Raw genomic sequence first — 24089 nt, forward strand, 5'->3', positions numbered from 1 at the left:
GGCTCAGGTAGTGAGCGACTGGGCCACCATTGCCCTGTGGTAGGCTGCGGTGATGGCACTGCGGGTCAGGAGACCAATAACCCGATTCCGTTGACCCGGATTGATCACGGGGAGCTCGTCGAGGGTAGTCCCGTCGATGATGATCAGTGCCTCAGCCAGTGAGTTGTTGCCGGCGAGGGACGGAATGTCGATGGTAGTCATTTCGCCCAGGGTAATCCGGTCGAGGAGCTCCGGTTCGAACGCGACGCCGAGAAAGTCATGGAGCGAGACGACTCCAGAAAGCCCACCATTCTCACTGATGATGGGAAATATGGTCTGGCGGGGGGAGTGGTGATTGGTCAGGAACTGGCGAATTGTCATGGCCTCCGGGAGAATTTCCGGGTCATGCATCATGACCTCCTGGACCCGTATTCTCTCCAGCACCGTCTGCTCGCGCCCCGCCCGCAGGTCGATCCCCCGGGCCGCCAGGTCGGCGGTGTCGATGCCGTCCTTGCGGAAGTGGCGGGCCACGGCGGTGCCGATGGCGCAGGCGAGCATGATCGGAACGATGACCGTGTAGGAGCCGGTCATCTCGAAGAGGAGGAAGATGCCGGTCATGGGAGCATGGGTGACCGAGGCGAGGAACGCCCCCATCCCCACCAAAGCGTAGGCACCCGGGGTCGCAGTGTGGAGCGGGAAGAGGAGGTTTGCCAGAAAGCCGAAGCTCATGCCGGTGACCGAGCCGATGAAGAGCGACGGGGCAAAGGTCCCTCCCGGAAGCCCCGAGCCGACCGTTACGCAGGTGGCGACCATCTTGCCGATGATGAGGAGCGTGACGAGGAGCCACCCCACGTCATTTCCCACGGCCATTTCGATGAATTCGTAGCCGTTCCCCTGGACCTGGGGGAGAAGGACCCCCACGCAGCCGGCGAGGAATCCGCCCAGCAGCGGCTTCCCGAGTGGATTGACCCGAAGGCGGCCGAAAAAGTCCCTGGTTTTCCCGTAGCCGGTGATGAAGAGGGCCGCGAGACAGCCGCACACCACGCCGAGCAGGGCGTAGAAGAGGAGTTCCAGGGGGTGGACGAGCTGGTATGCCGGCACATCGAAGGCCGGGATGTCTCCATACATGGCCCGGGAGACAACGGTGGCCATGCCGGAGGAGATGACGATGCTCGTGAAGGAGGAGAGCTCGAAAGTGGAGAGGAGGACGATCTCGTGGGCGAAAAACACGCCGGCGAGGGGGGCGTTGAAGGTGGCGGCCACTCCGCCGGAAACCCCGCAGCCTATCAGGACCTTGAGCCGTTCCCCCGACATGCCGAGGAGATGCCCTACTACGGAGCCGGCCGTGCCGCCGATCTGGGCGATGGGGCCCTCCTGGCCGGCGGAGCCGCCGGAACCGATGGTGAGGGCTGATGAGATTCCCCTGGTGAACATGAGCCTGAGGGGGAGGCGCCCTCCCCGCAGGTTGACCGTCTCCAGAAACCGGGGAAAGCCGAAGGCCATGTCCTCCTTGTACCTGATGAAGAGAGGGAGCATGAGGAGCGCGCCGGTGACGGGGAAGGCCAAGGCCCAGAGGCGGCTGGCGTCCCACGCGTAGGGGGAGTAGCCGGTTATCTCTGCGCCGTTGTCAATGATGAGCCACCGGAAAAAATCAATGCACGAGCGGAAGGCGTAGTTGCAGAGACCCGCCACCAGCCCGATCCCCACGGCAAGGACCGCCATGAGGGTGTTTTCGCTGATTCGCAGCCGCGAGAGGAGAGAGAAGACCATCTGCCGTATCCGGACGAACCGGCGCAGCAGGTGCAGATCCCGGATCAGGACCATCGGTGCGGTCCAGAGAGGTTGTTTCCGATAGATTTTCCGTTTCATTGGCAAGAAGCGGCCTTTTCTGGGGCGCGGAAAGTCAAACCTCCGAAGAGGCCATGTTTCGGGCCGTTATCTGGTCATTTGTATTCAAACTATATACTGCCGCATCGGGTGTTCCGCAACAGGTTTTCTCCGTTCCCGCCCATCGATTTCCTTGTGCGGGCGCTCAACCGACGCTAGGATGGAAAACCGATGCAAGAAACCTGATTCCGAGCCGGAGCTGACGATGAAACCGACTGCCGAACTTATTGCCGACGTGACCGACAACCTGCGCCGGGTCTTCCAGGTGGTGAATGAGCACTCTAAACGGGCCATGCGCGAGACCGGGCTTACCGGCCCCCAGCTCTGGGCCATCAAGGTCATTGCCGGCCACGGTCCCATCAGGGTTTCCGATCTTGCCCGGCGACTCTATCTGCACAATGCCACCGTGGTGGGGATCGTCGACCGGCTGGAGGCCCAGGGGCTCGCGCAGCGGACCCGCTCCAGCGAGGACCGCCGGGTGGTGATGGTCGACCTGACGGAACAGGGGAAGGACCTGGTGGCCCGTGCCCCCGAGGTGGCCCAAGGGCTCCTCGTCGCGGGGCTGGAGACTATTCCCCGGGAGAAGCTTGAAACCATCTCCGAAGGGTTCGAACTCATGGTCCGGATACTCGGAGCCCAGAACCTTCCCCCCCAGCTCATCCTGTCGCCGGAGGTGAACCGGGTGCGGGCGAAAGGCACACGGAAAGGGCGAACGCCCGGGGAGTGATACGGGAAATCGCAGCGAAAAAAGGAGCCGCAGCCGGCTCCTTTTTTTATTTGAATTCATGTCGCCAGCCCTGTCACTGGTACTCCCGCAGCACCGTCTCGACCCCGCGCAGGGGGAGCGAGGCCCGTCCGGGGCGGTGGACGAGGGTGTACCCCAGTTCGTAGAGGGCCTTGTCCAGGAGGAACGAGCAGAGGAGGGTCTCCAGGTCGCCGCGGTCCGCCGGGACGAGGGGGCTGGTGCCCATCCGTTCCCGGTACCCCGAGAGGTAACGGCAGCTCACGTGGTAGTAGCAGGCATCCGCCCACGGCTCCAGAAGCGCCGGCTCCCCGGGGCGGCCGTTGCCGTGCCGGGCGAGGGCGGTCAGGGTGGCGTTGTGGAAGGAGCGGATCATGGATGCCACGTCCCGCAGGGGGGAGCGCTTGATGCGGCGCTCGCCGAGGGTCCGGTCCGGTTCCCCCTCGAAGTCGATGATCATGAAGTCCTTGCCGGTGAAGAGCACTTTTCCCAGGGTAAAGTTGCCGTGGATGCGGATTTTCATGGCATCGATCCGCCGGCCGACGATGAGGCGCAGCCGGGAGAGGATCTCCTTCTCGGCGGCCAGAATCCGGTCGGCCGACTCCAGGTCTTCCCGCGACAGCTCCTTGCGGTGCTGGGTCAGGAGCTGAAGGCTGCGGCGGGCTTGGTTGCGCATGGACTGGTACACGGAACGCTGGTAGAGGGTTGAATACTCTTCCGCCCTCCAGGCGGGATCGTTCCCCCCCGTGGCCAGGGACAGGTGGAGCTCGGCGGTGCGGCGGCCCAGGAGCCCCGCCATCTCCAGGTAGAAGCCGCCGATGAGGTCGGCCACCGGTTCCGGAACGGCGCAGGCGCTGCCGTCCAGGAGGCTCGAATACCGCTCCGGCGGCGGGGGAAGCTCCCCGCGACGGGAGACGAGCCGCTCGAAGTACTGGTCCAGGAGGTGGAGGGAGAGTCGCCACCCGTCTCCCTGGTTTTGGACGTATCCCTGCAGGAGGCCGATGGTGCACGGTTCGATGCCGGGGTGCCGCAGCTCCAGGCTCCCCCGGAACGGGGCAACGTTGGGGTAGCGGGATTTCCCCGTCAGGAACCGCGCCATCTCAACCTCGGAGTTCACCCCCGGCTCCACCTTACGGTAGAGCTTGAGCACGTGGCGGTCGCCGTAGACGATGATGCTGTTGGTCCCCTCTGCCCGGGGGAGTTCGGAGACGGGGTGGTCCGTCTCCTCCACGCGTTCAATGCGGCCTCCCCCTGCATGGATCGGCACGATGAGGCTCTCCCGTTCGCCGTGAAGCTGGCGCCGGCCAAGGGCCAAGTCCAGAAGCGCATTCCGGAACTCACGGTCGTGGACTGCGTCGCAGAGGATCCCCTCCTCGTCCCCCACGGAGAGGGACGCAATGGTAGCCTGGGGTGATTCTGCGGCCACCCGCTTCGCCCCGGCTCCAGTGAGGAACGCAACGGGGATCAGGTAGATTTCCGGTGGGCCGTCCTGGTAGCGGACCTCCAGGAAGAAGAGGGGAAAGACCGTTTCCCCCTGCCGCAGGAGCACTGTGTCCCGCAAAGCGTAGCCGATGATGGCCCGGACCGCGCCCCGGAACCAGGCGCAGCGTCTCAGGTAGGCGGTGGTCACCCCCTCCAGGTGGGTGTCTCCCCGGGCATGCCGGAGGGCCTCCCACCAGGGGAGCCCCCCCCGGAGCCTGATCCGGGGGAGCTCTCCCTCGGCCGCAAGGACCGTCTCCCGGCGCCGGAGCAGGAACCAGAAATGGTCGTGGGGGCCCAGGGTGAGGGGGTAGGGGGCCTCGCGGATGACCGGAAAGCGGTTGCGGCTGAACAGGTCTTCGGGGGCGATGCCGGCGAATTCCTTGAGGTCGAGGCTCACGGCCTGGGCGAAACGGGAGAGGTTCGCCACCACGAGGATCACATCGTCGTCGTGGCGGCGGAGAAAGGCGAGAACCCGGTGGTTGGCCGGATAGAGCATCTCCATGGCGCCGCGGCTGAAGGCCCGGTGGCGGCGGCGCACGGCGATGGTGCGGCGCATCCACCAGAGGAGCGAGGTGGGGTTGCGCTCCTGGATGTCCACGTTCACCGCCTCGTAGTGGTATTCGGGGTCGATGATGACCGGCAGGAAGAGCCGCTGGGGGTTGGCGGAGGAGAAGCCGGCGTTGCGGTCGGGGCTCCACTGCATGGGGGTGCGGACCCCGTTGCGGTCCCCCAGGTAGTAGTTGTCCCCCATGCCGATCTCGTCGCCGTAGTAGATGACGGGGGTGCCGGGAAGGGAGAAGAGGAGGGCGTTCATCAGCTCGATCCTGCGCCGGTCTTTCCCCAGGAGCGGTGCGAGGCGGCGCCGGATTCCCAGGTTGATCCGGGCCTTGGGGTCGGCTGCGTAGATCCGGTACATGTAGTCCCGCTCCTCGTCGGTGACCATCTCCAGGGTCAGCTCATCGTGGTTGCGCAGGAAGATGGCCCACTGGCACCCCTCGGGGATGGCGGGGGTCTGGTCGAGGATGTCGACCACGGGGAAGCGGTCCTCCATCTCGATGGCCATGTACATGCGGGGCATGAGGGGGAAGTGGAAGAGCATGTTGCACTCGTCCCCCTCGCCGAAGTAGGCGATGGCGTCCTCGGGCCACTGGTTGGCCTCCCCTAGGAGCATCCGGTTGGGGAACGAGGCGTCCACGTGCTCCCGGAGCCTCTTCAGGAAGGCGTGGGTCTCGGGGAGGTTCTCGCAGTTGGTTCCCTCCCGCTCGAAGAGGTAGGGGACCGCGTCGAGCCGCACCCCGTCCACCCCCATCCCGAGCCAGTAGTCAATGACCCGGAGCATCTCCGCCTGGACCCTCGGGTTGTCGAAGTTGAGGTCGGGCTGGTGGGCGTAGAACCGGTGCCAGTAGTAGGCCTTGGCCACCGGGTCCCAGCTCCAGTTGGAGGTCTCGAAGTCTTGGAAGATGATGCGGGTTTCGTTGTACCGGTCGGGGGTGTCGCTCCAGACGTAGTAGTCCCGGTGGATCGACCCGGGCCGGGCCCGGCGGGCCCGCTGGAACCAGGGGTGCTGGTCCGAGGTGTGGTTGAGGACCAGTTCGGTGATAACCCGGATGCCGCGGGCGTGGGCCGCCCGGAGGAATTCCCGGAACTCCCGCAGAGTGTTGTAGCTGGGGTTCACGCTGTAGTAGTCGGCGATGTCGTACCCGTCGTCCCGCAGGGGCGAGGGGTAGAAGGGGAGAATCCAGATGGCGGTGATCCCCAGGGAGTGGAGGTAGTCGAGCTTCTCCATGAGCCCGCGGAAATCGCCGACTCCGTCGCCGTCGGAGTCGGCAAAGGCCTTCACGTGGAGCTGGTAGATGACGGCGTCCCGGTACCAGTGGGGTGTGTCGTCCGGCATCGGTACTCTGCGTTGCATGGGATACCTCCGTTCCTTTACTCCTCCTCCGCCGCCTCCAGGAGCGCCACCGGGAAATTCGCCAGCACCGCGGAGAAGGGGAGGGTCGTCTGCCCCTCCCGCAGCGCTGTCACGACCCGCTCGCCGGTGAGGATGTTGCGGTAGGCGCGGCCGGCCCCCTCGAAGGGGATGAGGAGCCGCGTATCCTTCCAGACCTCCGCCCCCAGGGGGAGCCCCCCCGAGGGAACCCCCAGCCGGGTGTAGAAGCGGGGCGCCACGGCAATGACCGTCTCGCCGTCGCGGTACCGCTCGAAGGCGCAGACGTTGTCGCTTCGCTCCCCCTGGACCTCCAGGGAGAGGTACTTGCCCTGCTCGAAGAGGGCGCGGTGCTCCCGGCGGAAGCAGAGGACCTTCCAAACCAGGTAGAGCTTCACCCGGCCGTCGACCATGGTGTCCAGAAGCTCTCGGGCCAGTGAGAGGGTCCCCCGCTCCGCTTCCGCGGTCCGCAATCCCTCCAGCATGGCCGTCCGCTTTTGGAAATCCACCGGCCGCCGGTTGTCCGGGTCCACGAGGCTGAAGTCCCAGAGCTCGGTCCCCTGGTAGAAGTCGGGGATGCCGGGGGAGGCCGCCTTGAGCAGGGTCTGGGAGAGGGAGTTCAGCAGGCCGCAGCGGACCAGGGGGGGAAGCGTCCGGCGCAGATCGGCCAGGAAGCCGTTGGCGGGAACATCCCGGAGGATGGTGTCGACGAAGTGGAGGGCCGCTTCCTCGTGGACCGGGTTCGGGTTGATCCAGCTCGTGTTCACCTTGGCCTCCCGCATGGCCTTGAGGAGATACTCCCTGATTCGGCGGACGAAGTCATCGTGTGCCCCTTCGGTGGTGAACCACTCCGCGGGCCAGGCCCCGGCGATGGTCTGGTAGAGGAGGTACTCCTCGTTGCGGTCCGGCACCTTGACCCCCTGGACCGTCACCTTGTGGCCGCGGTTCATGCGGCTCCAGCCCATGAGAGTGTCGTGCCAGGCCGCCGGGTCCTCCGACAGGACGCTGATCCGGGCCCGGACATCCTCGCTCCGCTTGGTGTCGTGGGTGGAGGTGGCCAGCATGGCGAGGGGGGTGCTGCGGGCCCGCTCGATATTCTGGCCGTGGAACGCCTCCAGGGTCATGCCGAACCGCTCGGGCATCCCCCCCACCTCGTTGAGGGCGACGAGCCGGTTGTAGACGTAGAAGGCGGTGTCCTCCAGCCCCTTGGCCATGACCGGTCCCGTGAGCTGCTGGAACTTCATGACGAAGTCGAGCCACTGCTCCTGCTCCTCCCCGCTGGTGCTGTCGTAGAAGCGGAGCAGGAGCACATCCTCGATGAAGGTGGAGATCGACGCGCTCATGGCGGGGTTGCGCCGCCTGGCCTTGGCCACGGCATACTCGATGTACTGGCGGTCCCGGTCCGCCACCTTGCGGGTGGCCGTATAGGTGCGGTAGACGGGGAAGTGGGCGATCACCTCCACCAAGGCCCTGATGAGGCTCCCCAGGGTGAAGTCGCGGGTGTGGCGGTTGCTCTCCGAAAGGGTGTTCAGGTAGTGCCCCAGGGTGTTGATCTCGCCCCCCATGGAGAACCGCATGACCTGCTTCTTCTTCAGGTAGGCGATCTCGGCGAAGTTGGGCCGCTCCTGGATGAACCGCGCGTAGATGGCGTCGAACTCCCGGCCGTGGCGTGTGTCCACCATGAGGCCGGTCACGGCGTTGGCGAATTCGTAGCCGGTGGTGCCGTGAACCGGCCAGTCCTCGGGGAGCCGCTCGTTCTTCATGAGGATTTTTTCGCCCACGATGTAGAAGGGTTTCGCCTGGGGCGAGACCTCCAGCATCTCGTCGTACCTCTGGAGGATCGTCTCGGCCCGGCTGTCCGGCCCCTGGTCCCCCTTCTCCTGCTCATCCGTGTCGCCGAGGCCGGCCAGTCTCGTCTCCAGGAAGCAGGCCCGCTGGAGCCTCCGGAAATAGTCGGTGGGGTCGTAGAGCCCGTCGGCGTGGTCGATCCGCAGCCCCGTCACCTTCCCCTCCCGCACGAGCCGCAGCACGAGCCGGTGGGCCTCCTCGAATACCCGCGGGTTCTCCATCCGGATGGCACCCAGGGCGTTGATGTCGAAGAAGCGGCGGTAGTTGATCTCGTCCGTGGCGGTGCGCCAGTGGGCCAGGCGATAGACCTGCTGGCGCAGGAGCCCGTCCAGCAGGTCGAAGCTGCGGGGGCTCCCCTTCTCGCCGTTGAAGATCCGGACGTTCTCATCGATGTGGGTCTTGATGGGCCAGCAGTCGCAGCAGAGGGCCCAGAGCCGCCGCTTGATGACCTCCTTCTCCCGGTAGCGCTCCCGGACCCGCTCCGGGTCCCGATCCGTGTAGAAGGGGAGGTGGGTGATGGCGGTCACGATGCTCAGCAGCTCCCGGTACGCCTCGTGGTCGGGGGGGAGGAGCTGCTCCAGCTCCTGGAGCCGGTGGGTGAGGACGGGGCTGTAGGTCTTGGGGATGATGGGGAAGCGGTGCTCGTAGTACCCGATGAAGAATGCCCCCTCCTCGAAGGAGAGGACCAGCTCCCCGTTATCCAGGACCGTGCCGTACTGGTCCCCCAGCACCGGAATAAGCACCTTGTCGGACAGCTCCTTCTTGACCGGCAACCAGTCCACGTCGAAAAAATCGGCGTTGACGGAGCTGGGGCCGTTTTCCAGCAGGTCGAGCCAGCGCTCGTTCTCTCCCCCTTCCACGCACATGTGGTTGGGGACGAAGTCGAGGACCTGCCCCATGCCGTGGCGTCCGAGGGTGCCGCACAGGGAGTCGAAATCGTCCCGGTCCCCCAGTTCCGGGTTCAGGCGGTTGTGGTCCACGATGTCGTAGCCGTGCATGCACCCGGACCTGGCCTTGAAGAGGGGGGCGGCGTAGAGGTCGCTTATCCCCAGGGCGTGCAGGTAGGGGACGACCCGCTCCGCGTCCCGGAAGCGGAAGCCGGCGTTGAACTGGAGGCGATAGGTTGCCGTCGGTATCCGGGCACCCGAAAGGTCGTTCTGTTCCATGTCATTCCTCCGATACGGGGGGGAGGACGGTGTGGGTGTTGAAGTTGAGCCGCTCGCCCAGGCAGCGGAACTCCTCGAACCACCAGTCGTTGCGCGCGTCGCCCCCCCGTGATCGCTCCATCAGTTCCCGCCAGCGGGGCCGGGCGATCTCCAGGTAGATGTTCTGGGCCAGCCAGAGGTTCAGGTCGATGGGGAGCCGGCCCGCCAGCTCCAGGAGGCCGGCGGCCTCCGCCAGGAGCCCCCGGTCCAGGGGGTCGTCCCGGAGTATCGCCATGGCCTTTTCCAGCCGCCGGCGGATCTGGAATTCCAGGTCGACACGGTCGATCTCCACTCCCCAGTCGGCGATTTCCCGCAGAAGCTCTTCGATTTCGGCGCCGGCGATGCCGGATTTGGCGAAGGCCCGGTCCAGCTTCAGGTTCAGGGCCACCTGGGCGGTGGTCATGAAGCGGTTGGGCACCGGCATGCCGGTCTGCCGGACGAACCCCATGAGAAGGCGGTTGTTGTCATAGAGGGCCGTGTAGCGGTCCTCGAACTCGGTCAGCACGCCCCCGATGACCATGCCGAGAATCCTGCGCTGCTCGTCCCGGAACAGGTCCCGCAGGGAGTAGTTGTGCATGCCGAAGTGGGCGTCCATGAGCCGGATGATCTCGGCGAAGTCGCTCGCCTCGAAGGCCCGGGTGATTTCGGCGGCCATGGCCCCGTAGGCCTCCTCCCCGCGGAAGCTGCGGACCCCGCCATTGAGGGCGTGGTTGCCGAAGTAGAGGACGCAGTAGGTGATCTGGTCCCGCTCGCCGGTGGTGACGGAGCTGACCAGGACGCGGCCGATGGCGAGCCGCGTCTGCCCCGCCGGGATGTGCCGGGAATCCTTGCTCCGCACCCGGTAGCTGAAGACCCGGGTTTCATCCCCGTACTCCTGGAACAGGGAGCTCACCGCGTAGTGGGCCCCCACCCTGACCAGATCGATCATGGCCGGCCGGACAAAGGCCTCGTAGATGCTCGCGCCGTCCCGGTATTCGGGGATATTGCCCCGCACCGCCGCCAGCCGCTGGAGGAATGACGCCTCGATAGCGTTACAGAACAGCTCCCGGGCCAGCTGCACGGCCCGCCCCGCGTACTGGATCACCTGCACCGTCTCGATTCCCGAGAGTTCATCGAAGAACCAGCCGCAGCTCGTGTACATGAGGAGGAGGTGACGCTGCATCTCCAGGAGCTTCAGGGCCCTGGTCCGTTCCTCGTGGGCCAGGGGGCGCAGGGCATGGCGGTGGAAAAAGGCGTCCACCTGCTCGGGGGAGCGGTCGAGCATGACCCCGATGTAGTGGTCCCGGGCCTGCCAGGGGTCCCGGAGCAGGGCCCCGGCCACCATTTCGTAGGGGCCTGCCAGTTCGTCCCGCAGCCAGTCGAAGGCGTGGCGCAGGGGGCCGCGCCACTGCTGGTTCCAGTGGGGATATCCCCCTGAGTTGCAGCGACAGTCCCCCTGCCACCGCTCGATGCCGTGGCTGCAGCTCCAGGAGCTCTGCTCCACGATCTCCACCTCGTGGCTCGGGGGATGAATTTCCAGGAACTCGCCGTAGTTGGTGAGGCGCGCCAGGCCGTTGTCCTCCAGGTACGAGAGGGCATAGGCCAGGGCCATATCGCCGTGCATGTGGTGGTGGCCGTAGGTCTCGCCGTCTGTGGCGATGGAGAGGACCTGGGGGCGGTTGCGGCGGTCGTCGAAGCCGGACAGGAGCCGCTCGGCGAAGCGCTCCCCCTGGTCCAGGAGCTTTTCGAAGGCCACGGCCCGGGAGATGGGGCCGTCGTAGAAGAAGATGACAATGGAGCGCCCCGACGGGAGACGGCAGAGGTAGGGCATGGTCGGATCGATATGCCCCCCCTCCACGGAGTGCCATTTCCGTCCGCCGCGGGGCCGAATCCGCCGGGCCTGGTGGGGGGCGAGGATGGTGAAGCGGATTCCTTCGGCGGCGAGCACGTCGAGGGTTTCCGTGTCCACGGCCGTCTCGGCCAGCCACATCCCCTCCGGGAAGCGGCCGAAGTGCCGCTCGAAATCGGCGATTCCCCACCGCACCTGGGTTTCCCTGTCCCGCCGGTTCGCCAGGGGCATGATGAGGTGGTTGTAGACCTGGGCCAGGGCGTTGCCGTGGCCCGAGCGCCAGCCGATGCTCAGGCGGTCCGCCTCCAGGATGGCCCGGTAGACCTCGGGGGAGTATTCCTCCATCCAGGCCAGAAGGGTCGGCCCGAAGTTGAAGCTGATGCGGGCGTAGTTGCTGACGATGTCCCGGATGCGCCCCTCGCCGTCGAAGAGGCGGGACGCGCCGTTGGGGGCGTAGCACTCGGCGGTGATCCGCTCGTTCCAGTCGTGGTAGGGGTGGGCCGAGTCCTGGATCTCCACCGCCTCCAGCCAGGGGTTTTCCCGGGGGGGCTGGTAGAAGTGGCCGTGTATGCAGATATGGCGGCTCATGGCAGCGGCTCCCCCTGGTAGATGAGCACCGCGAACGGCGGCACGAGCAGGAGGGCGCCTTCGTCAAGCAGTTCTGGAGTGCCGCCGCCCCCTCCTCCCCAGCAGCCCTCCGTCGAGTCGAGAATCCTCCGGTGTCTCCCTCGGATTCCGATTACGGGTACCGGCTGTTCGACACCGCTCAGGTTGAAGATGCAGATGACGTCGTCGCCATGGCCGTGTCTGTCCACCATGAGGACCTGCTCCATTCCGAAGCCGGTGACCGATGTCCCCTGCCGGGTCGGGACACTGAACGGGGGAAGGGCTTTGCGCAGGCGGATCAACTCCCGGGTGAAGGCGAAGAGGTGGCGGTGTACCCCCCGGTGGCGCTTTTCCGGGTCGATGCAGGCGGAGCGGAACGTCTCCTCTGCCTGGGGGTCCGGCACCTCCGTATCCCAGCCGAAGGCGGCGAACTCCTCCCGCCGGCCCTTCCGGACCGCCTCGACCAGGTCCGCGTCGCCGTGGCTCGTGAAGTAGGGGAACGGGGCGGTCTCGCCGTACTCCTCCCCCATGAAGAGGAGGGGGAGATAGGGGGAGAGGATGACCATGGCGGCGGCCAGCTTCAGCCGCTCCGGCGACAGGGAGGAGGAAAGCCTGTCGCCGCACGCGCGGTTTCCCACCTGGTCGTGATTCTGGATGCAGACCACGAACCGTTCGGGCGGCAGGTGGGACGAGGCGCTGCCGTGGCGCCGGCGCCGGTGGCGGGAATAGGTGCCGGCGTAGACGAAACCGTCGCGCAGGGCCGTCAGCATCTGGGAGAAGTCGCCGAAATCCTCGTAGTAGCCCCTCCTCTCGCCCGTGAGAAGTGTGTGGAGGGCGTGGTGGAAGTCGTCGCTCCACTGGGCGTCGAGGCCGTGGCCGCCATGCTCGGGATCAGTGACGATCCGTGCGTCGTTCAGATCGCTTTCGGCGATGACGTGGACCTGGCGCCCCAGGCCTCCGGCGAGGCTGTGGACCTCGTCGGCCAGTTCGGCGAGGATGTGGCGGGCACTGAAGTCGTAGATGCCGTGGACTGCGTCGAGGCGCAGCCCGTCCATGTGGTATTCGGCCACCCAGTGGAGGGCGTTGGCGATGACGTAGTGGCGGACCCCGTCGCTGTAGGGGCCGTCGTAGTTCACCGCATCGCCCCACGGTGTCCGGTAGTGGTTGGTGAAATATGGGGCGAAGCCGTGGAGGTAGTTTCCCTCAGGCCCCAGGTGGTTGTAGACCACGTCGAGAATAACCGCCAGCCCCCGCCGGTGGCAGGCGTCCACCAGGGCCTTGAGACCGTCGGGTCCGCCATGGGCGTGGTGGGGTGCAAAGGGGAAGACCCCGTCGTACCCCCAGTTGCGGCTTCCGGGGAACTCCGCCACCGGCATCAGCTCCAGGGCGGTCACCCCCAGCTCGCACAGGTAATCGAGTCGGCCGATTGCCGCGGCGAAGGTCCCCTCCGGGGTGAAGGTCCCCACGTGGAGCTCGTAGGTGATGAGCTCATCCAGCTCCACTCCCTGCCACGCGCCGTCGTTCCAGGGGAAGGCGCCCGGGTCCACCACCTGCGAGGGGCCGTGGACCCCTTCGGGCTGGCAGCGGGATACCGGGTCGGGGCTACGCAGGGCGCCGTCCAGCAGGTACCAGTAGCGCTCCCCCGGGCCCATGCCGGCGATGGTTCCCTGGAAGTACTCGCCGCTTCGGGAGAGTGGGTACGACGTCCCTTCCCCCCCGGCGCAGCGGATGACCTCAACGGATTCGGCCAGGGGCGCCCATACCCTGAAGTGAACTCCTTCGGCACGGGGCGTTGCCCCCATGTCCAGGTGCCACGGCGTCATGTCGACTCCTTTGCGGGCAGTAAGTACCCGGTAGGGTACAATTAATTTGTACACAAATCAAATATGCGGAGCAACTCACTGAAATTGCTATGATGCTGATTCCGGGCCCCAGCGGGAGTTCCCCGTCATCCCTCCCGGGGAGCTATCCCTTGGGCGGTTCCATGGTCCCCCTTCTCCGCCTGGAGCCGGTCCCCCTGCCGCCGGGACTCCTCCAGCCGGCGCCGCAGGTCGGCCAGTTCCCGGCCCCGGGCAAAGCGGCGGGGGAGAGAGGCCAGGTACATGGTGGCGGCTCCGGCCACGAAGGTCATGAGGAGAACGAGGACAAGGGCCCCCTCGAAATACCAGGCCAGGAACTGCACCTGGACCGGCTGGGCATTCTGGAGGGAGAAGGTGACCACCAGGGCCGTCAGCACGATGGCCAGAAACAGGGCGAATCTCATGGCGACTCCTTCGGTGCCTCCCGGGGCGGGAGCCGGCCGGGTGACGAACTGGCAGTGAGTGTCTGTGTGTGACACTACCGAAAGACTAACAGGCTGGGCCGAGAGTGCAAAGGGGTCGCCGCATTATCGGCACCGGGGTGTCTGTGGCCCGTGGCTGGGCGGAAACCGGCCCGGCCGCTTGTGGGAAGGGGAAAAGGCTGGTACCTTTGGGGGGAATGCTATCGCACGCGTCAGGCGCCGCACGCAGGAGGATCAACCGTGGTTACCCCTTACATTCATTACCGGTTAAAACGTCTGCGCGAGTATATCGCCGAACGGACCGCCGACATTGACCACCGCTCCATCATCAAGAATGCCGTGGTAGGGGCGGAGCTCTCGGGGAGCTACCTGTCGCTGCTCCTCCTGGCGAGCCTCATTGCGCTCCTGGGTCTTCTGACCAACAGTGTGGCCGTGGTCATCGGGGCCATGCTCATCTCTCCCCTCATGGGGCCGATCCTCTCCTTCGGCCTCGCCTTCACCATCGGCGACCTGGCCCTGGCCCGGCGGGGGCTCCGGGCCATTGCCGTGAGCGTCGGCCTCACCATCGCGGTGACCACCCTCGTCACCTTCATTTCGCCCCTAAAGGAGCCCACCGCCGAGATCCTGGCCCGGGTTCGCCCCAACATCTACGACCTCTTCGTGGCGGTCCTGGCCGGCACCGCCGGGGCCATCGCCCTCTGCACCAAGAAGAATTACATGATCACCGCCACGGGGGTGGCGGTGGCCACCGCCGTCATCCCCCCACTCTCCGTGGCGGGCTTTGGCCTGGGGAGCGGCCGCCCCCTGTTGGGGCTCGGCGGCTTTCTCCTCTTCTTCACCAACTTCGTGGCCATCGTCCTGGCGTCGGACCTAGTCTTTTTCCTCTTCAACTTCCGCAGCTCCATGGCCTCGGAGGAGCGCTACCCGGCCCGCAAGCGGCTCTTGATCCTTGGGACGGTGCTCACCTTCATCTCTATCCCCCTCGTCTATACCCTGGTGACGGATCTGCGCAAGGTGAAGCTCACCAAGCGGGTGGAGCGGGTGCTGAAAAAGCACCTGGACCGGGAGGCCCACTCCCGGGTGACCGGCTTTGCGGTGCAGGAGAAGGGTGCCGGTGTCGGGGTGAGTGTTACGGTTAACACGGTGCGGCCCTTCGAGAAGCGGGCCGAGGAGGAGATCGAGAAGGAGATCGGTTCCCTGCTGGGGCGCAAGGCCGACCTGAACCTGGAGCAGGTGGTAGTGACCGCCGGTTCCATCGAGCCGAAGGCCGAGCTTTCAACTCACCTCCCCGCCCCCCAGCCGGCACTCCCCCCGGAACAGGGTGCCGCGTCGATGCAGGCCGTCACGGCCCGGCTCCTCAGGGAGGCCCGGGTCGAGCTGGAGGCGTTCACGGCCCCCTTTGCCGTGGCGGATATCCGTCTTGGATTTGCGGAAAAGCCCGGGCCGGCCCATGTCTCGCTGTCCCTGCGGCGGGACTACCCCCTCACCGGCGACGAACGGGAGCTTCTCGCCAGGCTCCTGGAGCGACGCCTTCAGGTTCCCGTGGTCCTGGATGTGGCCCTGAAGCCGTTTCTGCCGCCGGTTGTCTTTGACGACACGGGGGAGCCGACCCGGGAGAGCATGGCCGCCCTGGCCCTGGTGAAGAGGCTTCCCGGCGGGGCGGAGGGCTTTTCCTTCCGGGTGGCTGCCGGGGGAAAGGACGGCAGGGTGCGGGCCGCCCGGCTCAGGAGCTTCCTGGTGGACGAACTTGGGGTGCCGACCGCCGGCGTTGTGGTGGCTTCCCCTTCTCGGGGGGGCGCGGAAGGTGGGACGACGGTGACGGTGGTGCGGCGGTAGCCTACGCAGCCGTCTGCGACCGGGAGGATGCCATGGCTTCGGAAAGGGTTGAAGGATGCAGAGCTGAACCGGGCACGGCGACGGCGCTCCGGCATGGACCGGTGGTTGCCCTGGCGAGCCGCATCCAGCAGCTGCTCCTGCCGCGGACCGCGCCGGTCTGCCGGTGGGGATGCATCGGGGTCATGAACCGGATGGCCAAGGCACTGGGTGGCGATTATTTCGACTTCATCCCCATGGCCGACGGCCGGGAGGTGGTGCTCATCGGTGACGTAACCGGCCACGACATCCAGTCGTCGGTGGTGATGTCCCTCGTCTACGGTTTTTTGCACCACTGCGCCCTGACTGCTGACACTCCTCTTGGCATGGTGTCGCAGTTGAACCGGTTTCTCATCCGCTTTGCCGACCGTGGCGTGGAGCTCGACCACCATTTTTCTTCGACCCTGTTTCTCGGGATCATCGACCCCGCCTCGCTTCGCATGGAGTATGTGAATGCCGGGCATGTTCCTCCGCTGGTGCAGCGGGGATCCTCCCAGTATCGTCTCTCGCCCACGGCGCCGCCGGTCGGCTTCTTCGCCGAAACGGAGATGGCTCCCGGCTCCTTCAGGTTCGAGAGGGGTGATCGTCTGCTCCTCTATACGGACGGTATCCTCGATGCGTCAAACGGGGCGGGGGAGGTCTTCGGTGCCGGAAGGCTCGAAGCGTTTCTCGCCGCGACGGGAGGAAGCTACATCCGGTTCATGGACGAGCTTGCCGCCGCGTTGCGGGCCTTCGGGGCAAACGATCCCCCCGATGACGACTGCAGTGCCATTGTGATCGACTTTTGGGAGACCGGGCCGGGAGGCTAAGTTTTCCGCTTCCTTGCAACCGCCGGCTCCACGGTTAGAATAGAGCAGATGTAATCTCCACCGTCGACGGGATTTCCCTATGATTGTTGCCGTTCTCTCAGGGTTCGGAGCCGCCCTGGCGGCCCCCTTTCTCCACCGCCGCTTACCCCGGTGGTCCGGGTGGGTTTGCGCCCTGGTACCGCTCATGCTCTTTGGCTTCTTCGCGGCGCAGGGAGGGGAGGTGGCGGCCGGGCACACGATACGTGCCGCCTATGAGTGGATACCGTCCCTGGGAGTCGACTTCTCCTTCTCGCTCGATGGCCTGAGCCTTTTGTTTGCCCTCCTCATCACCGGCATCGGCGTCCTCGTGGTGGCCTACGCCTCGTCCTACCTCCACGGCCACCACCATCTCGGGCGATTCTACGGCCTGATCCTCGCCTTCATGGCCGCCATGCTCGGGACGGTCCTGGCCGGCGACCTGATCACCCTCTTCGTCTTCTGGGAGCTGACCGGGCTCTGCTCCTACCTCCTCATCGGCTTCGACCACGGCCGGGAGGCGGCGAGAAAGGCGGCCCTCCAGGCGCTCCTGGTGACCTGCGCCGGCGGCCTGGCGCTCCTGGCGGGGTTCATACTGCTGGGGGAGGGGGCGGGAAGCTTGGATCTGGCGGCGCTCCTCACCCGGGGCGACGCGGTTCGCAGCCACCCTCTCTACGTGCCGATCCTGGCCCTTGTCCTGCTGGGCGCCTTCACCAAGTCGGCCCAGTTCCCGTTCCACTTCTGGCTCCCCGGCGCCATGGAGGCGCCGACGCCTGTCAGCGCCTATCTCCACTCGGCCACCATGGTGAAACTGGGGATCTATCTCCTGGCACGCCTCTCGCCGGTGCTGGGGGGGACCGATGCGTGGTTCTGGAGCGTGACCCTGGCGGGGGGGATCACCATGGTGGCGGGCGGGGTCATGGCCCTCATCCGGAGCGACCTGAAGCAGATCCTTGCCTATTCCACCGTGAGCGCCCTGGGGACCCTGACGCTCCTCCTGGGGCTCCACACGCCCCGTGCCGCCACGGCCGCCATGGTCTTTCTGCTGGTCCACGCCCTGTACAAGAGCGCCCTCTTCCTGGCCGCCGGAGCCGTGGACCACGGGGCCGGCACCCGGGACCTGGCGCGGATGGGGGGGCTCGCCAGGGCCATGCCGTGGGTGGCCCTGGGGGCGGGGCTTGCGGCCCTCTCCATGGCAGGGGTGGCGCCGCTGGCTGGGTTCATCGCCAAGGAGCTCCTCTACGAGGCCAAGCTCCAGGCCCCCCTGGCGGCAGAGTTTGTGACCGGGGCCGGCTTCGTCGCCAACGCCCTTACGGTGGCGGTGGCGGTCATGGTGGGGTATCTTCCCTTCCACGGGCGGGAGCGGGACACGTCTCTCCATCACCACCGGGTGGAATCGCTCCTCTGGCTCCCTCCGCTGCTTCCTGCCCTCATGGGGCTTGTCGTCGGCATTGTCCCCGGCCTGACTGGACGGTGGCTGGTGGCCCCGGCGGTGGCGGCGGTGCGGGGCGTTCCGGTGCCGGTTGATCTGGCCCTCTGGCACGGGGTGAACCCGGTCTTCCTCCTGGGAGTGGCCACGGTGGCGGCCGGGGTCGGCATCGCCTCTGTCCGGGGGGCGCTGCTCCGGCGTCTTCCCGCCGGCAGCGGGCCGGGGTGGGGGCCGGAGCGGGGGTACGGGCTCCTTATCGACGGGATGCTCGGCCTTGCCCGGTGGCAGACCCGCCTCCTCCAGAACGGCCGGCTCCGCTACTACCTGATGACGGTGGTGGGGGCCGCGGTGTTCCTTATGGGGGTCGCCATCCTCCGGAGCGGGGAGATCCCCCGGCAGCTTCCCCGACCCGACGGTGGGATCCACGAGTGGCTGGCCGCTGGTGTCATCCTGGCGGGGGCCCTGACGGCGGCGACGACCACCTCGCGGCTGGCAGCGGTGGCCGGCCTCGGCACCGTGGGGTACGGGGTTGCCCTGGTCTACATCCTCTACGGCGCCCCGGACCTGGCCATGACCCAGTTCTGCATCGAGACCCTCTCCATCGTACTGTTCGTCCTGGTTCTCTACCGGCTCCCCCGCTTTTCGCTCCTCTCCACGCCGGGAGGAAGGGTACGGGACCTCCTGGTGGCCTTCTCCGTCGGCGGCTTCATGACGGTGCTGGTGCTGCTGGCGGTCTCCCAGACCCTGGTTCCCCACATCAGCACCTATTTTCTGGAGCAGAGCCTGCCGGCGGGGCACGGCCGGAACGTGGTCAACGTGATCCTGGTGGATTTCCGGGCACTGGACACCCTGGGGGAGATCACGGTCCTGGCCGTGGCGGCCCTGGGGGTCTACGGGCTCATGAAGGGCCGGGGGGAGGGAGGGGGGTAGGCCATGCAGTCACTGCTTCTCGCAACCGCTGTCCGTCTTCTGCTGCCGCTGTTGCTCCTCTTCTCACTCTTTCTCCTTCTGCGTGGACACAACGAGCCGGGGGGCGGGTTCGTGGGGGGGCTCGTGGCGGCGGCCGCCTTTGTCCTCCATGCCTTGGCCCACGGTGTGGCCGGGGCCCGGCGGGTGCTCCGGGTGGAGCCGCGGCAGCTGGTGGCGGCGGGGCTTCTGACGGCCCTCGCAAGCGGTGTGTTGTCCCTGACTTTGGGGCTGCCGTTTCTCACCGGTCTCTGGAGTACGCTCCCGGTGCCAGTCATCGGCCACGCCGGCACCCCGCTCCTCTTCGATGCCGGGGTCTATCTGGTGGTGGCGGGGATGGCCCTCATGATCGTCTTCAGCCTCATGGAGGAATAGAGTGGAAAGCGTTCTGGCAGTGGTTATCGGCGGATTGTACGCGGCGGGGCTCTACCTCATGGTGCGGCGGAGCATCGTGAAGATGGTCTTCGGCCTGGCGCTCCTGGGTAACGCGGCCAACCTCCTCATCTTCACCGTGGGGCGCCTCACCCGGGGGCGGCCCCCCTACGTCCCTCCCGGGGGGACCGAGCCGCTTCTCCCGGTGGCCGATCCGCTCCCCCAGGCCCTGATCCTCACCGCCATCGTCATTGGCTTCGGGGTGCAGGCCTTTGCCCTGGTCCTCATCAAGCGGGTCTACCAGACCGTGGGGACCGACGACCTGGACGTGATGACCACGACGGATACCGACTCCCGGAGCAGCGGATGAAGCTTTTACTGTTCCTCCCCCTCATTATCCCCCTGGCCACGGCGGTGGCGGGGCTTCTGGCCTGGCACCGGCGGGAGCTGCAGCGTCTGCTCAGCATCGGCGGCACGGCGGCGCTCCTGGCGGCCGGGGTGGCGCTGCTCTCGGCGGTGCAGCGGCAGGGGGTGGTGAGCGCCCAGGCCGGGAACTGGCCGGCACCCTTCGGCATCACCCTGGCGGCCGACCTCTTCAGCGCCGTCATGGTGGTGGTGGCCGGCGCCATGGGGCTCGCCGTGGCGGTCTATTCCCTGGCCAGCGCCGACATCGAGCACGAGGCCCTGGGATACCATCCCCTCATGCAGGTGCTCCTCCTGGGGGTCTGCGGGTCGCTCCTGACCGGGGACCTCTTCAACCTCTACGTCTGGTTCGAGGTGATGCTCATCGCCTCCTTCGTACTCCTGGCCCTGGGGGGGCGCCGGGAGCACATGGAGGGGGCCATCAAGTACGTGGCCCTGAACCTGATCGCCTCGGCCTTTTTCCTGGCCGGGATCGGCATCCTCTACGGGGTGGCGGGAACCCTCAATATGGCCGACCTGGCGAGGCAGCTCAGGGAGGTACCCCACGGCGGCACGGTGCCGGTCATCGCCGCGCTCCTCTTTGCCGCCTTCGGGATCAAGGCGGCGGTCTTCCCGCTCTTCTTCTGGCTTCCCGCTTCCTACCACACCCCTCCCGTGGCGGTGACCACCATCTTCTCGGCCCTCCTGACCAAGGTGGGGGTCTACGTGCTGGTGCGGATATTCACCCTCATCTTCGTCCAGGAGGCCGAGGCGGGGCGGACCCTGATTCTGGCGGCGGCGGGGCTCACCATGGTGACCGGGGTTCTGGGGGCCGTGGCCCAGCACGAGATGCGGCGCCTCTTGTCGTTCCACATCGTGAGCCAGATCGGCTATCTGGTCATGGGGCTCGGGCTCCTGACCCCCCTGGCCCTGGCCGGGACCGTCTTCTTCATGGTCCACGTCATCGCGGCCAAGTCGGCCCTCTTCCTGGTGGCCGGCATCGTGAAACGGATCACCGGCACCACGGAGCTGGGTGAACTGGGGGGGCTCTACGAGGGGCGTCCCCTGGTGGCGGCACTCTTTCTGGTGCCGGCCCTGGCCCTGGCGGGGATTCCCCCCCTGTCGGGGTTCTGGGCCAAGCTGGCCCTGGTGCGGGCGGGTCTCGCGGAGGAGCGGTACGTGGTGGTGGCCGTGGCCCTGATGGTGAGCATCCTGACCCTCTTCTCCATGACCAAGATCTGGGCCGAGGCATTCTGGAAGGACCGACCCGTCCGGGAGGGTGAACCCCACGCCCACTACCATCCCCACATCCCCGGCGGGGCGCGACTCCTGCTGGGGGTGCCGGCCGTGCTCCTGGCCCTGGCGACGGTAGCCATGGGGGTGGGGGCCGAGCCCCTCTTCCGGCTGTCGCTAGCCGCCGCCGATCAGCTCCTGAATCCCGAGCTCTACATCGCCGCGGTCTTGGGGGTGAAACCGTGACCCCGTTTCTCTCCAACATCCTCCTGGCCTTGGCCTGGGTGGCCCTCACGGGGACCTACACGGCTGGGGGGTTCTTCACCGGCGCGGTGGTCGGGTTCCTCGTCCTCTGGATCGCCCGGCGGGGCAGGGGGACCACCGGCTACCTGTCGAAGATCCAGGCCGTGGCCGGGTTCATCCTCTTTTTTGTCCGGGAGCTGGTGCTGGCCAACCTGCGGGTGGCCCATGACATCCTCACCCCCCGCCATCACATGACCCCCGGCATCGTGGCTGTTCCCCTCGATGTGGAGAGCGACCTGGAAATCACGGTGCTCGCCACCATCATTACCCTCACGCCGGGAACCCTGAGCCTTCATGTGGCCGATGACCGGCGCACCCTCTATGTCCACTCCATGTACATCGACGATCCGGAGGCGCTCGTGCGGGGGATCAAGGAGGGGTTCGAGCGCCGGGTCCGGGAGGTGTTCCGATGACCCTCGATGCCTTTGTTCAGCTCGTGGTCCTCCCGCTTTTGGGGGGAGGGATCGTCCTTGCCTTTGTCCGGCTGGTGCGGGGGCCAAGCCTCCCCGACCGGGTGGTGGCCCTGGACCTCATGGCGACCCTCATCATCGCCATCTCCGCCGCCTACGCGGTGGCCACGGGCCAGCCCGCCTACCTGGACGCGGCCATCGTCCTGGCCCTCATCACCTTCCTGGGGACCGTGGCCTTCGCCTACTACCTGCACCGGAGGGGCGGCGGTGCGTGACACGATCATCGCCATACTCCTGGGCGGGGGGACCTTCTTCGCCGTGGTGGCCGCCATCGGGGTGGTGCGGTTCCCGGACCTCTACATGCGGCTCTCGGCCACCACCAAGGCCTCCACCCTGGGGGCGAGCCTGATTCTTGGCGGGGTGGCCCTCTTCTTCGACGACGCGGCGGTCACCGGGAAGATCGCCGCCATCATCGTCTTCATCGTCCTCACGGCGCCGGTGGCGGCCCACATGCTGGGCCGGGCCGCCTACTTCAGCGGAGTTCCTCTCTGGAAGGAGAGTGTGCGGGATGATCTGGGGGCTTCGGGGGAGTGGTGCAAGAGGGAGGAAGAGGGGGGAGGGACGGAGGGGTAGCGCGACCGTTTACGCTCAGTCGGGGAACGACGTACGGCTATTCGGGACGGTGGCAGAACGGCACTCCCTTCCGCTTCAGCCGCAGGGCCTGCCAGTAGACGCTGGCGAGAATCCGGAGGGTCATGGAGGGCCACCGCAGGAGCGCCAGGGCCAGATTCTCGCCGGTCAGGGGGCATCGCTCCAGGTCGAGCAGGACCGAGAGGATGATCTCCCCCTGCCGCTCGCTTTCCATTGCCACTGCCACGGTTTCGCCGGGTGTGGTGAAACCCCAGGTGTACCGAAGATCCATGGGCATGAAGGGGGAGACGTGGAACTCCTTCTCCTGCTCGAACAGGTACCACTCTCCCTCCCGGCGCGCGTTCCGGATATCCAGGGCACGCACGTACTCTTCCCCCCGGGGGTGTGTGTGGACCTCGGCGACAATGGCGTCGAGCCGCAGTCCGTCGGCACCGAAGCAGTAGTAGATGCTGATGGGGTTAAAGCAGTATCCCAGGTAGCGGAGGTGGGTCAGGAGCCGGATCGGTCCGGAGGGGCGGAAGCCGAGCTGTTCCTCGGCCACATCCCGCACCGCCGTGTCGAGGGGGCCCTCCCGGCGCAGGTGGTCGGCACGCCGGAAGCTGGCCCAGGTGGGGCCTTCCACGGACCAGAGCAGGCGGTCGGCGAAGACCAGCTCCAGTTCCGCCAGGTCCAGGTAAACCATGAAGAGGTTGTAGCGGAACTCGTTCACGACCGGGACGTTCCGCCGGTGCACCACTTGGCCGGTGTAGAGGGCGCTCTGCATGACCGTGGTCACCCCCAACGCTTTCAGCTGGGCCGCGTCCCACCGGGTGCAGATGCCGACGCCGGTCGTTCCCATCAGAGTCCCTTTCCGAAGCGGCGGCAGAACGCCAAGATGCCGACGATTACCATGATTCACCATTCTTCCGGATAGTGTCAGCTTCCCGCACGACCCTCCCGGGATCGAACCCCAACTGCCGGATCCGCTCCATGATGGCGGCATACACGGTGTCATCCATGACCGGCGTGCGGCTCAGTACCCAGAGGTATTTCCGGTTGGGTGTTCCCACCACGGCGTACTCGTACTCTGTTCCCAGGTCGATGATCCAGTAGTCCCCCCGGAAGGGCCAGAAAAAAGAAACCTTGAGCCGGGCATTGGTGGTTGTATCGACCACCCAGGCGCGACCCTTTGCCTGGCGGGTCCTCCCGTCCTCGGCGTCCCGGCAGCTGTTCACCACCTGGATGTCGCCGTCCTCACGCAGCGTGTAGCCGGCGGTGCTCCCCAGGCACCCCTTCTGGAAGCTGTTGGGGTAGCGGGCGATCTCGTACCAGGTCCCGATATACCGGTTCAGATCAACATATGCAACCGTCTGAAGCGGAGGGAGTCCCAGCGAGGCTGCCGCTGGCTGGCAGGCCAAAACCAGGACAAGTGCAGTGACAACGGCTTTTGCACCGATCATACCAACGGCCTTACTTCCACCACCCTGAACCAAGCGGCATGGGTTACCGCGTTGCCGGTACCCGGACCGACCATGGTGTCGGCGTTCTCCTTGATGAGGGTCAGCATCTCCCCCTGCTCCTCGGTCCTGATCAGTTCCAGGGCCAGCCGCACCCCACGGAAACCCGGTGTCCCCGTCTTGAACAGAAAAGAGGCGTGGGGATTGCGGGAGATGTTTCGGAACGTGCGACCGTCGGTCATCCCCCAGACCAGGGTGGTTTCGTCGATGACGTGGGGGCGGGCATAGACTGCGGTGTTGACGCTGCCGTCGGCAGCGGCGGTGGCCATTACCCCCAGGCCGGGTTGCTGGAACAGTTCGGAAAGGTTCATGGAGCGTTCTCCTTTCGGTAGAAAATTTCTCAACC

The 24089-nt window shown here is 66.5% G+C and carries 19 protein-coding genes; 10 read left to right on the plus strand and 9 right to left on the minus strand.

The window, feature by feature from the left end:
* Positions 1 to 3: 3 nt before the first annotated feature.
* Positions 4 to 1848, minus strand: a complete 1845-nt coding sequence (locus RCH91_RS02890) for a chloride channel protein (protein ID WP_306533033.1) — start codon at positions 1846 to 1848, stop codon at positions 4 to 6.
* Between the two features lie 223 nt (positions 1849 to 2071).
* On the opposite strand from RCH91_RS02890, the gene RCH91_RS02895 reads away from it, so the two are divergent.
* Positions 2072 to 2593 (plus strand): MarR family winged helix-turn-helix transcriptional regulator, encoded by a 522-nt coding sequence (locus RCH91_RS02895; protein WP_306533034.1) that lies wholly within the window; start codon positions 2072 to 2074, stop codon positions 2591 to 2593.
* A 73-nt stretch (positions 2594 to 2666) separates the two neighbouring features.
* Here the strand turns inward: RCH91_RS02895 and treS are convergent, their stop codons facing one another.
* The 5 genes from treS to RCH91_RS02920 form a co-directional block, all read right to left on the minus strand.
* Positions 2667 to 6002, minus strand: a complete 3336-nt coding sequence (treS, locus tag RCH91_RS02900; RefSeq protein ID WP_306533035.1) for a maltose alpha-D-glucosyltransferase — start codon at positions 6000 to 6002, stop codon at positions 2667 to 2669.
* Positions 6003 to 6019: 17 nt separating this feature from the next.
* The gene (locus RCH91_RS02905) at positions 6020 to 9031 is read right to left on the minus strand and encodes a malto-oligosyltrehalose synthase (RefSeq protein WP_306533036.1); all 3012 of its coding nucleotides are present in this window, start codon (positions 9029 to 9031) and stop codon (positions 6020 to 6022) included.
* Position 9032: 1 nt separating this feature from the next.
* Entirely contained in the window at positions 9033 to 11486 is a 2454-nt protein-coding gene (locus RCH91_RS02910; protein ID WP_306533037.1) for a DUF3536 domain-containing protein, read from the minus strand.
* Positions 11483 to 13327: a malto-oligosyltrehalose trehalohydrolase gene (gene treZ, locus RCH91_RS02915; protein ID WP_306533038.1), complete on the minus strand. Its 1845-nt coding sequence runs from the start codon at positions 13325 to 13327 to the stop codon at positions 11483 to 11485. Before treZ ends, RCH91_RS02910 begins: the two co-directional genes overlap by 4 nt.
* Before the next feature lie 125 nt (positions 13328 to 13452).
* A complete protein-coding gene (locus RCH91_RS02920) occupies positions 13453 to 13767 on the minus strand; it encodes a lipopolysaccharide assembly LapA domain-containing protein (protein WP_306533039.1) in 315 nt (104 codons plus the stop codon).
* A 258-nt stretch (positions 13768 to 14025) separates the two neighbouring features.
* On the opposite strand from RCH91_RS02920, the gene RCH91_RS02925 reads away from it, so the two are divergent.
* From RCH91_RS02925 to mnhG, 9 genes are all read left to right on the plus strand, one after another.
* A complete protein-coding gene (locus RCH91_RS02925; protein WP_306533040.1) occupies positions 14026 to 15621 on the plus strand; it encodes a TIGR00341 family protein in 1596 nt (531 codons plus the stop codon).
* A gap of 32 nt (positions 15622 to 15653) precedes the next feature.
* A complete protein-coding gene (locus tag RCH91_RS02930; protein ID WP_306533041.1) occupies positions 15654 to 16466 on the plus strand; it encodes a PP2C family protein-serine/threonine phosphatase in 813 nt (270 codons plus the stop codon).
* 79 nt (positions 16467 to 16545) lie between these two features.
* Positions 16546 to 18840: a putative monovalent cation/H+ antiporter subunit A gene (locus RCH91_RS02935; protein ID WP_306533042.1), complete on the plus strand. Its 2295-nt coding sequence runs from the start codon at positions 16546 to 16548 to the stop codon at positions 18838 to 18840.
* A gap of 3 nt (positions 18841 to 18843) precedes the next feature.
* Positions 18844 to 19251, plus strand: coding sequence for a Na+/H+ antiporter subunit B (locus RCH91_RS02940; RefSeq protein ID WP_306533043.1), 408 nt, complete (start codon positions 18844 to 18846; stop codon positions 19249 to 19251).
* A 1-nt stretch (position 19252) separates the two neighbouring features.
* Positions 19253 to 19618, plus strand: a complete 366-nt coding sequence (locus RCH91_RS02945) for a Na+/H+ antiporter subunit C (RefSeq protein WP_306533044.1) — start codon at positions 19253 to 19255, stop codon at positions 19616 to 19618.
* Complete coding sequence (locus RCH91_RS02950; RefSeq protein ID WP_306533045.1) at positions 19615 to 21129, plus strand: Na+/H+ antiporter subunit D; 1515 nt, start codon at positions 19615 to 19617, stop codon at positions 21127 to 21129. Before RCH91_RS02945 ends, RCH91_RS02950 begins: the two co-directional genes overlap by 4 nt.
* Entirely contained in the window at positions 21126 to 21599 is a 474-nt protein-coding gene (locus tag RCH91_RS02955) for a Na+/H+ antiporter subunit E (RefSeq protein WP_306533046.1), read from the plus strand. Before RCH91_RS02950 ends, RCH91_RS02955 begins: the two co-directional genes overlap by 4 nt.
* Positions 21596 to 21871: a cation:proton antiporter gene (locus RCH91_RS02960; RefSeq protein ID WP_306533047.1), complete on the plus strand. Its 276-nt coding sequence runs from the start codon at positions 21596 to 21598 to the stop codon at positions 21869 to 21871. The genes RCH91_RS02955 and RCH91_RS02960 overlap by 4 nt, the downstream gene beginning before the upstream one ends.
* Positions 21864 to 22229 (plus strand): monovalent cation/H(+) antiporter subunit G, encoded by a 366-nt coding sequence (gene mnhG / locus RCH91_RS02965; protein ID WP_306533048.1) that lies wholly within the window; start codon positions 21864 to 21866, stop codon positions 22227 to 22229. Before RCH91_RS02960 ends, mnhG begins: the two co-directional genes overlap by 8 nt.
* Positions 22230 to 22266: 37 nt before the next feature.
* Here mnhG and RCH91_RS02970 read toward each other — a convergent pair whose 3' ends face one another.
* Genes RCH91_RS02970 through RCH91_RS02980 form a run of 3 tightly spaced genes read right to left on the minus strand, consistent with a single transcriptional unit; the run spans position 22267 to position 24054 of the window.
* Positions 22267 to 23085 (minus strand): DUF1365 domain-containing protein, encoded by an 819-nt coding sequence (locus RCH91_RS02970; RefSeq protein WP_306533049.1) that lies wholly within the window; start codon positions 23083 to 23085, stop codon positions 22267 to 22269.
* Between the two features lie 46 nt (positions 23086 to 23131).
* Positions 23132 to 23686 carry a lipocalin family protein gene (locus tag RCH91_RS02975; RefSeq protein WP_306533050.1) on the minus strand — a complete coding sequence of 185 codons (555 nt, stop codon included), beginning with the start codon at positions 23684 to 23686 and terminating at the stop codon, positions 23132 to 23134.
* Positions 23683 to 24054 (minus strand): pyridoxamine 5'-phosphate oxidase family protein, encoded by a 372-nt coding sequence (locus RCH91_RS02980; protein ID WP_306533051.1) that lies wholly within the window; start codon positions 24052 to 24054, stop codon positions 23683 to 23685. The genes RCH91_RS02975 and RCH91_RS02980 overlap by 4 nt, the downstream gene beginning before the upstream one ends.
* Positions 24055 to 24089: the final 35 nt, after the last annotated feature.

The organism is Geobacter sp., from assembly GCF_030834625.1.
In the GTDB taxonomy this organism is placed as follows: domain Bacteria; phylum Desulfobacterota; class Desulfuromonadia; order Geobacterales; family Geobacteraceae; genus Geobacter.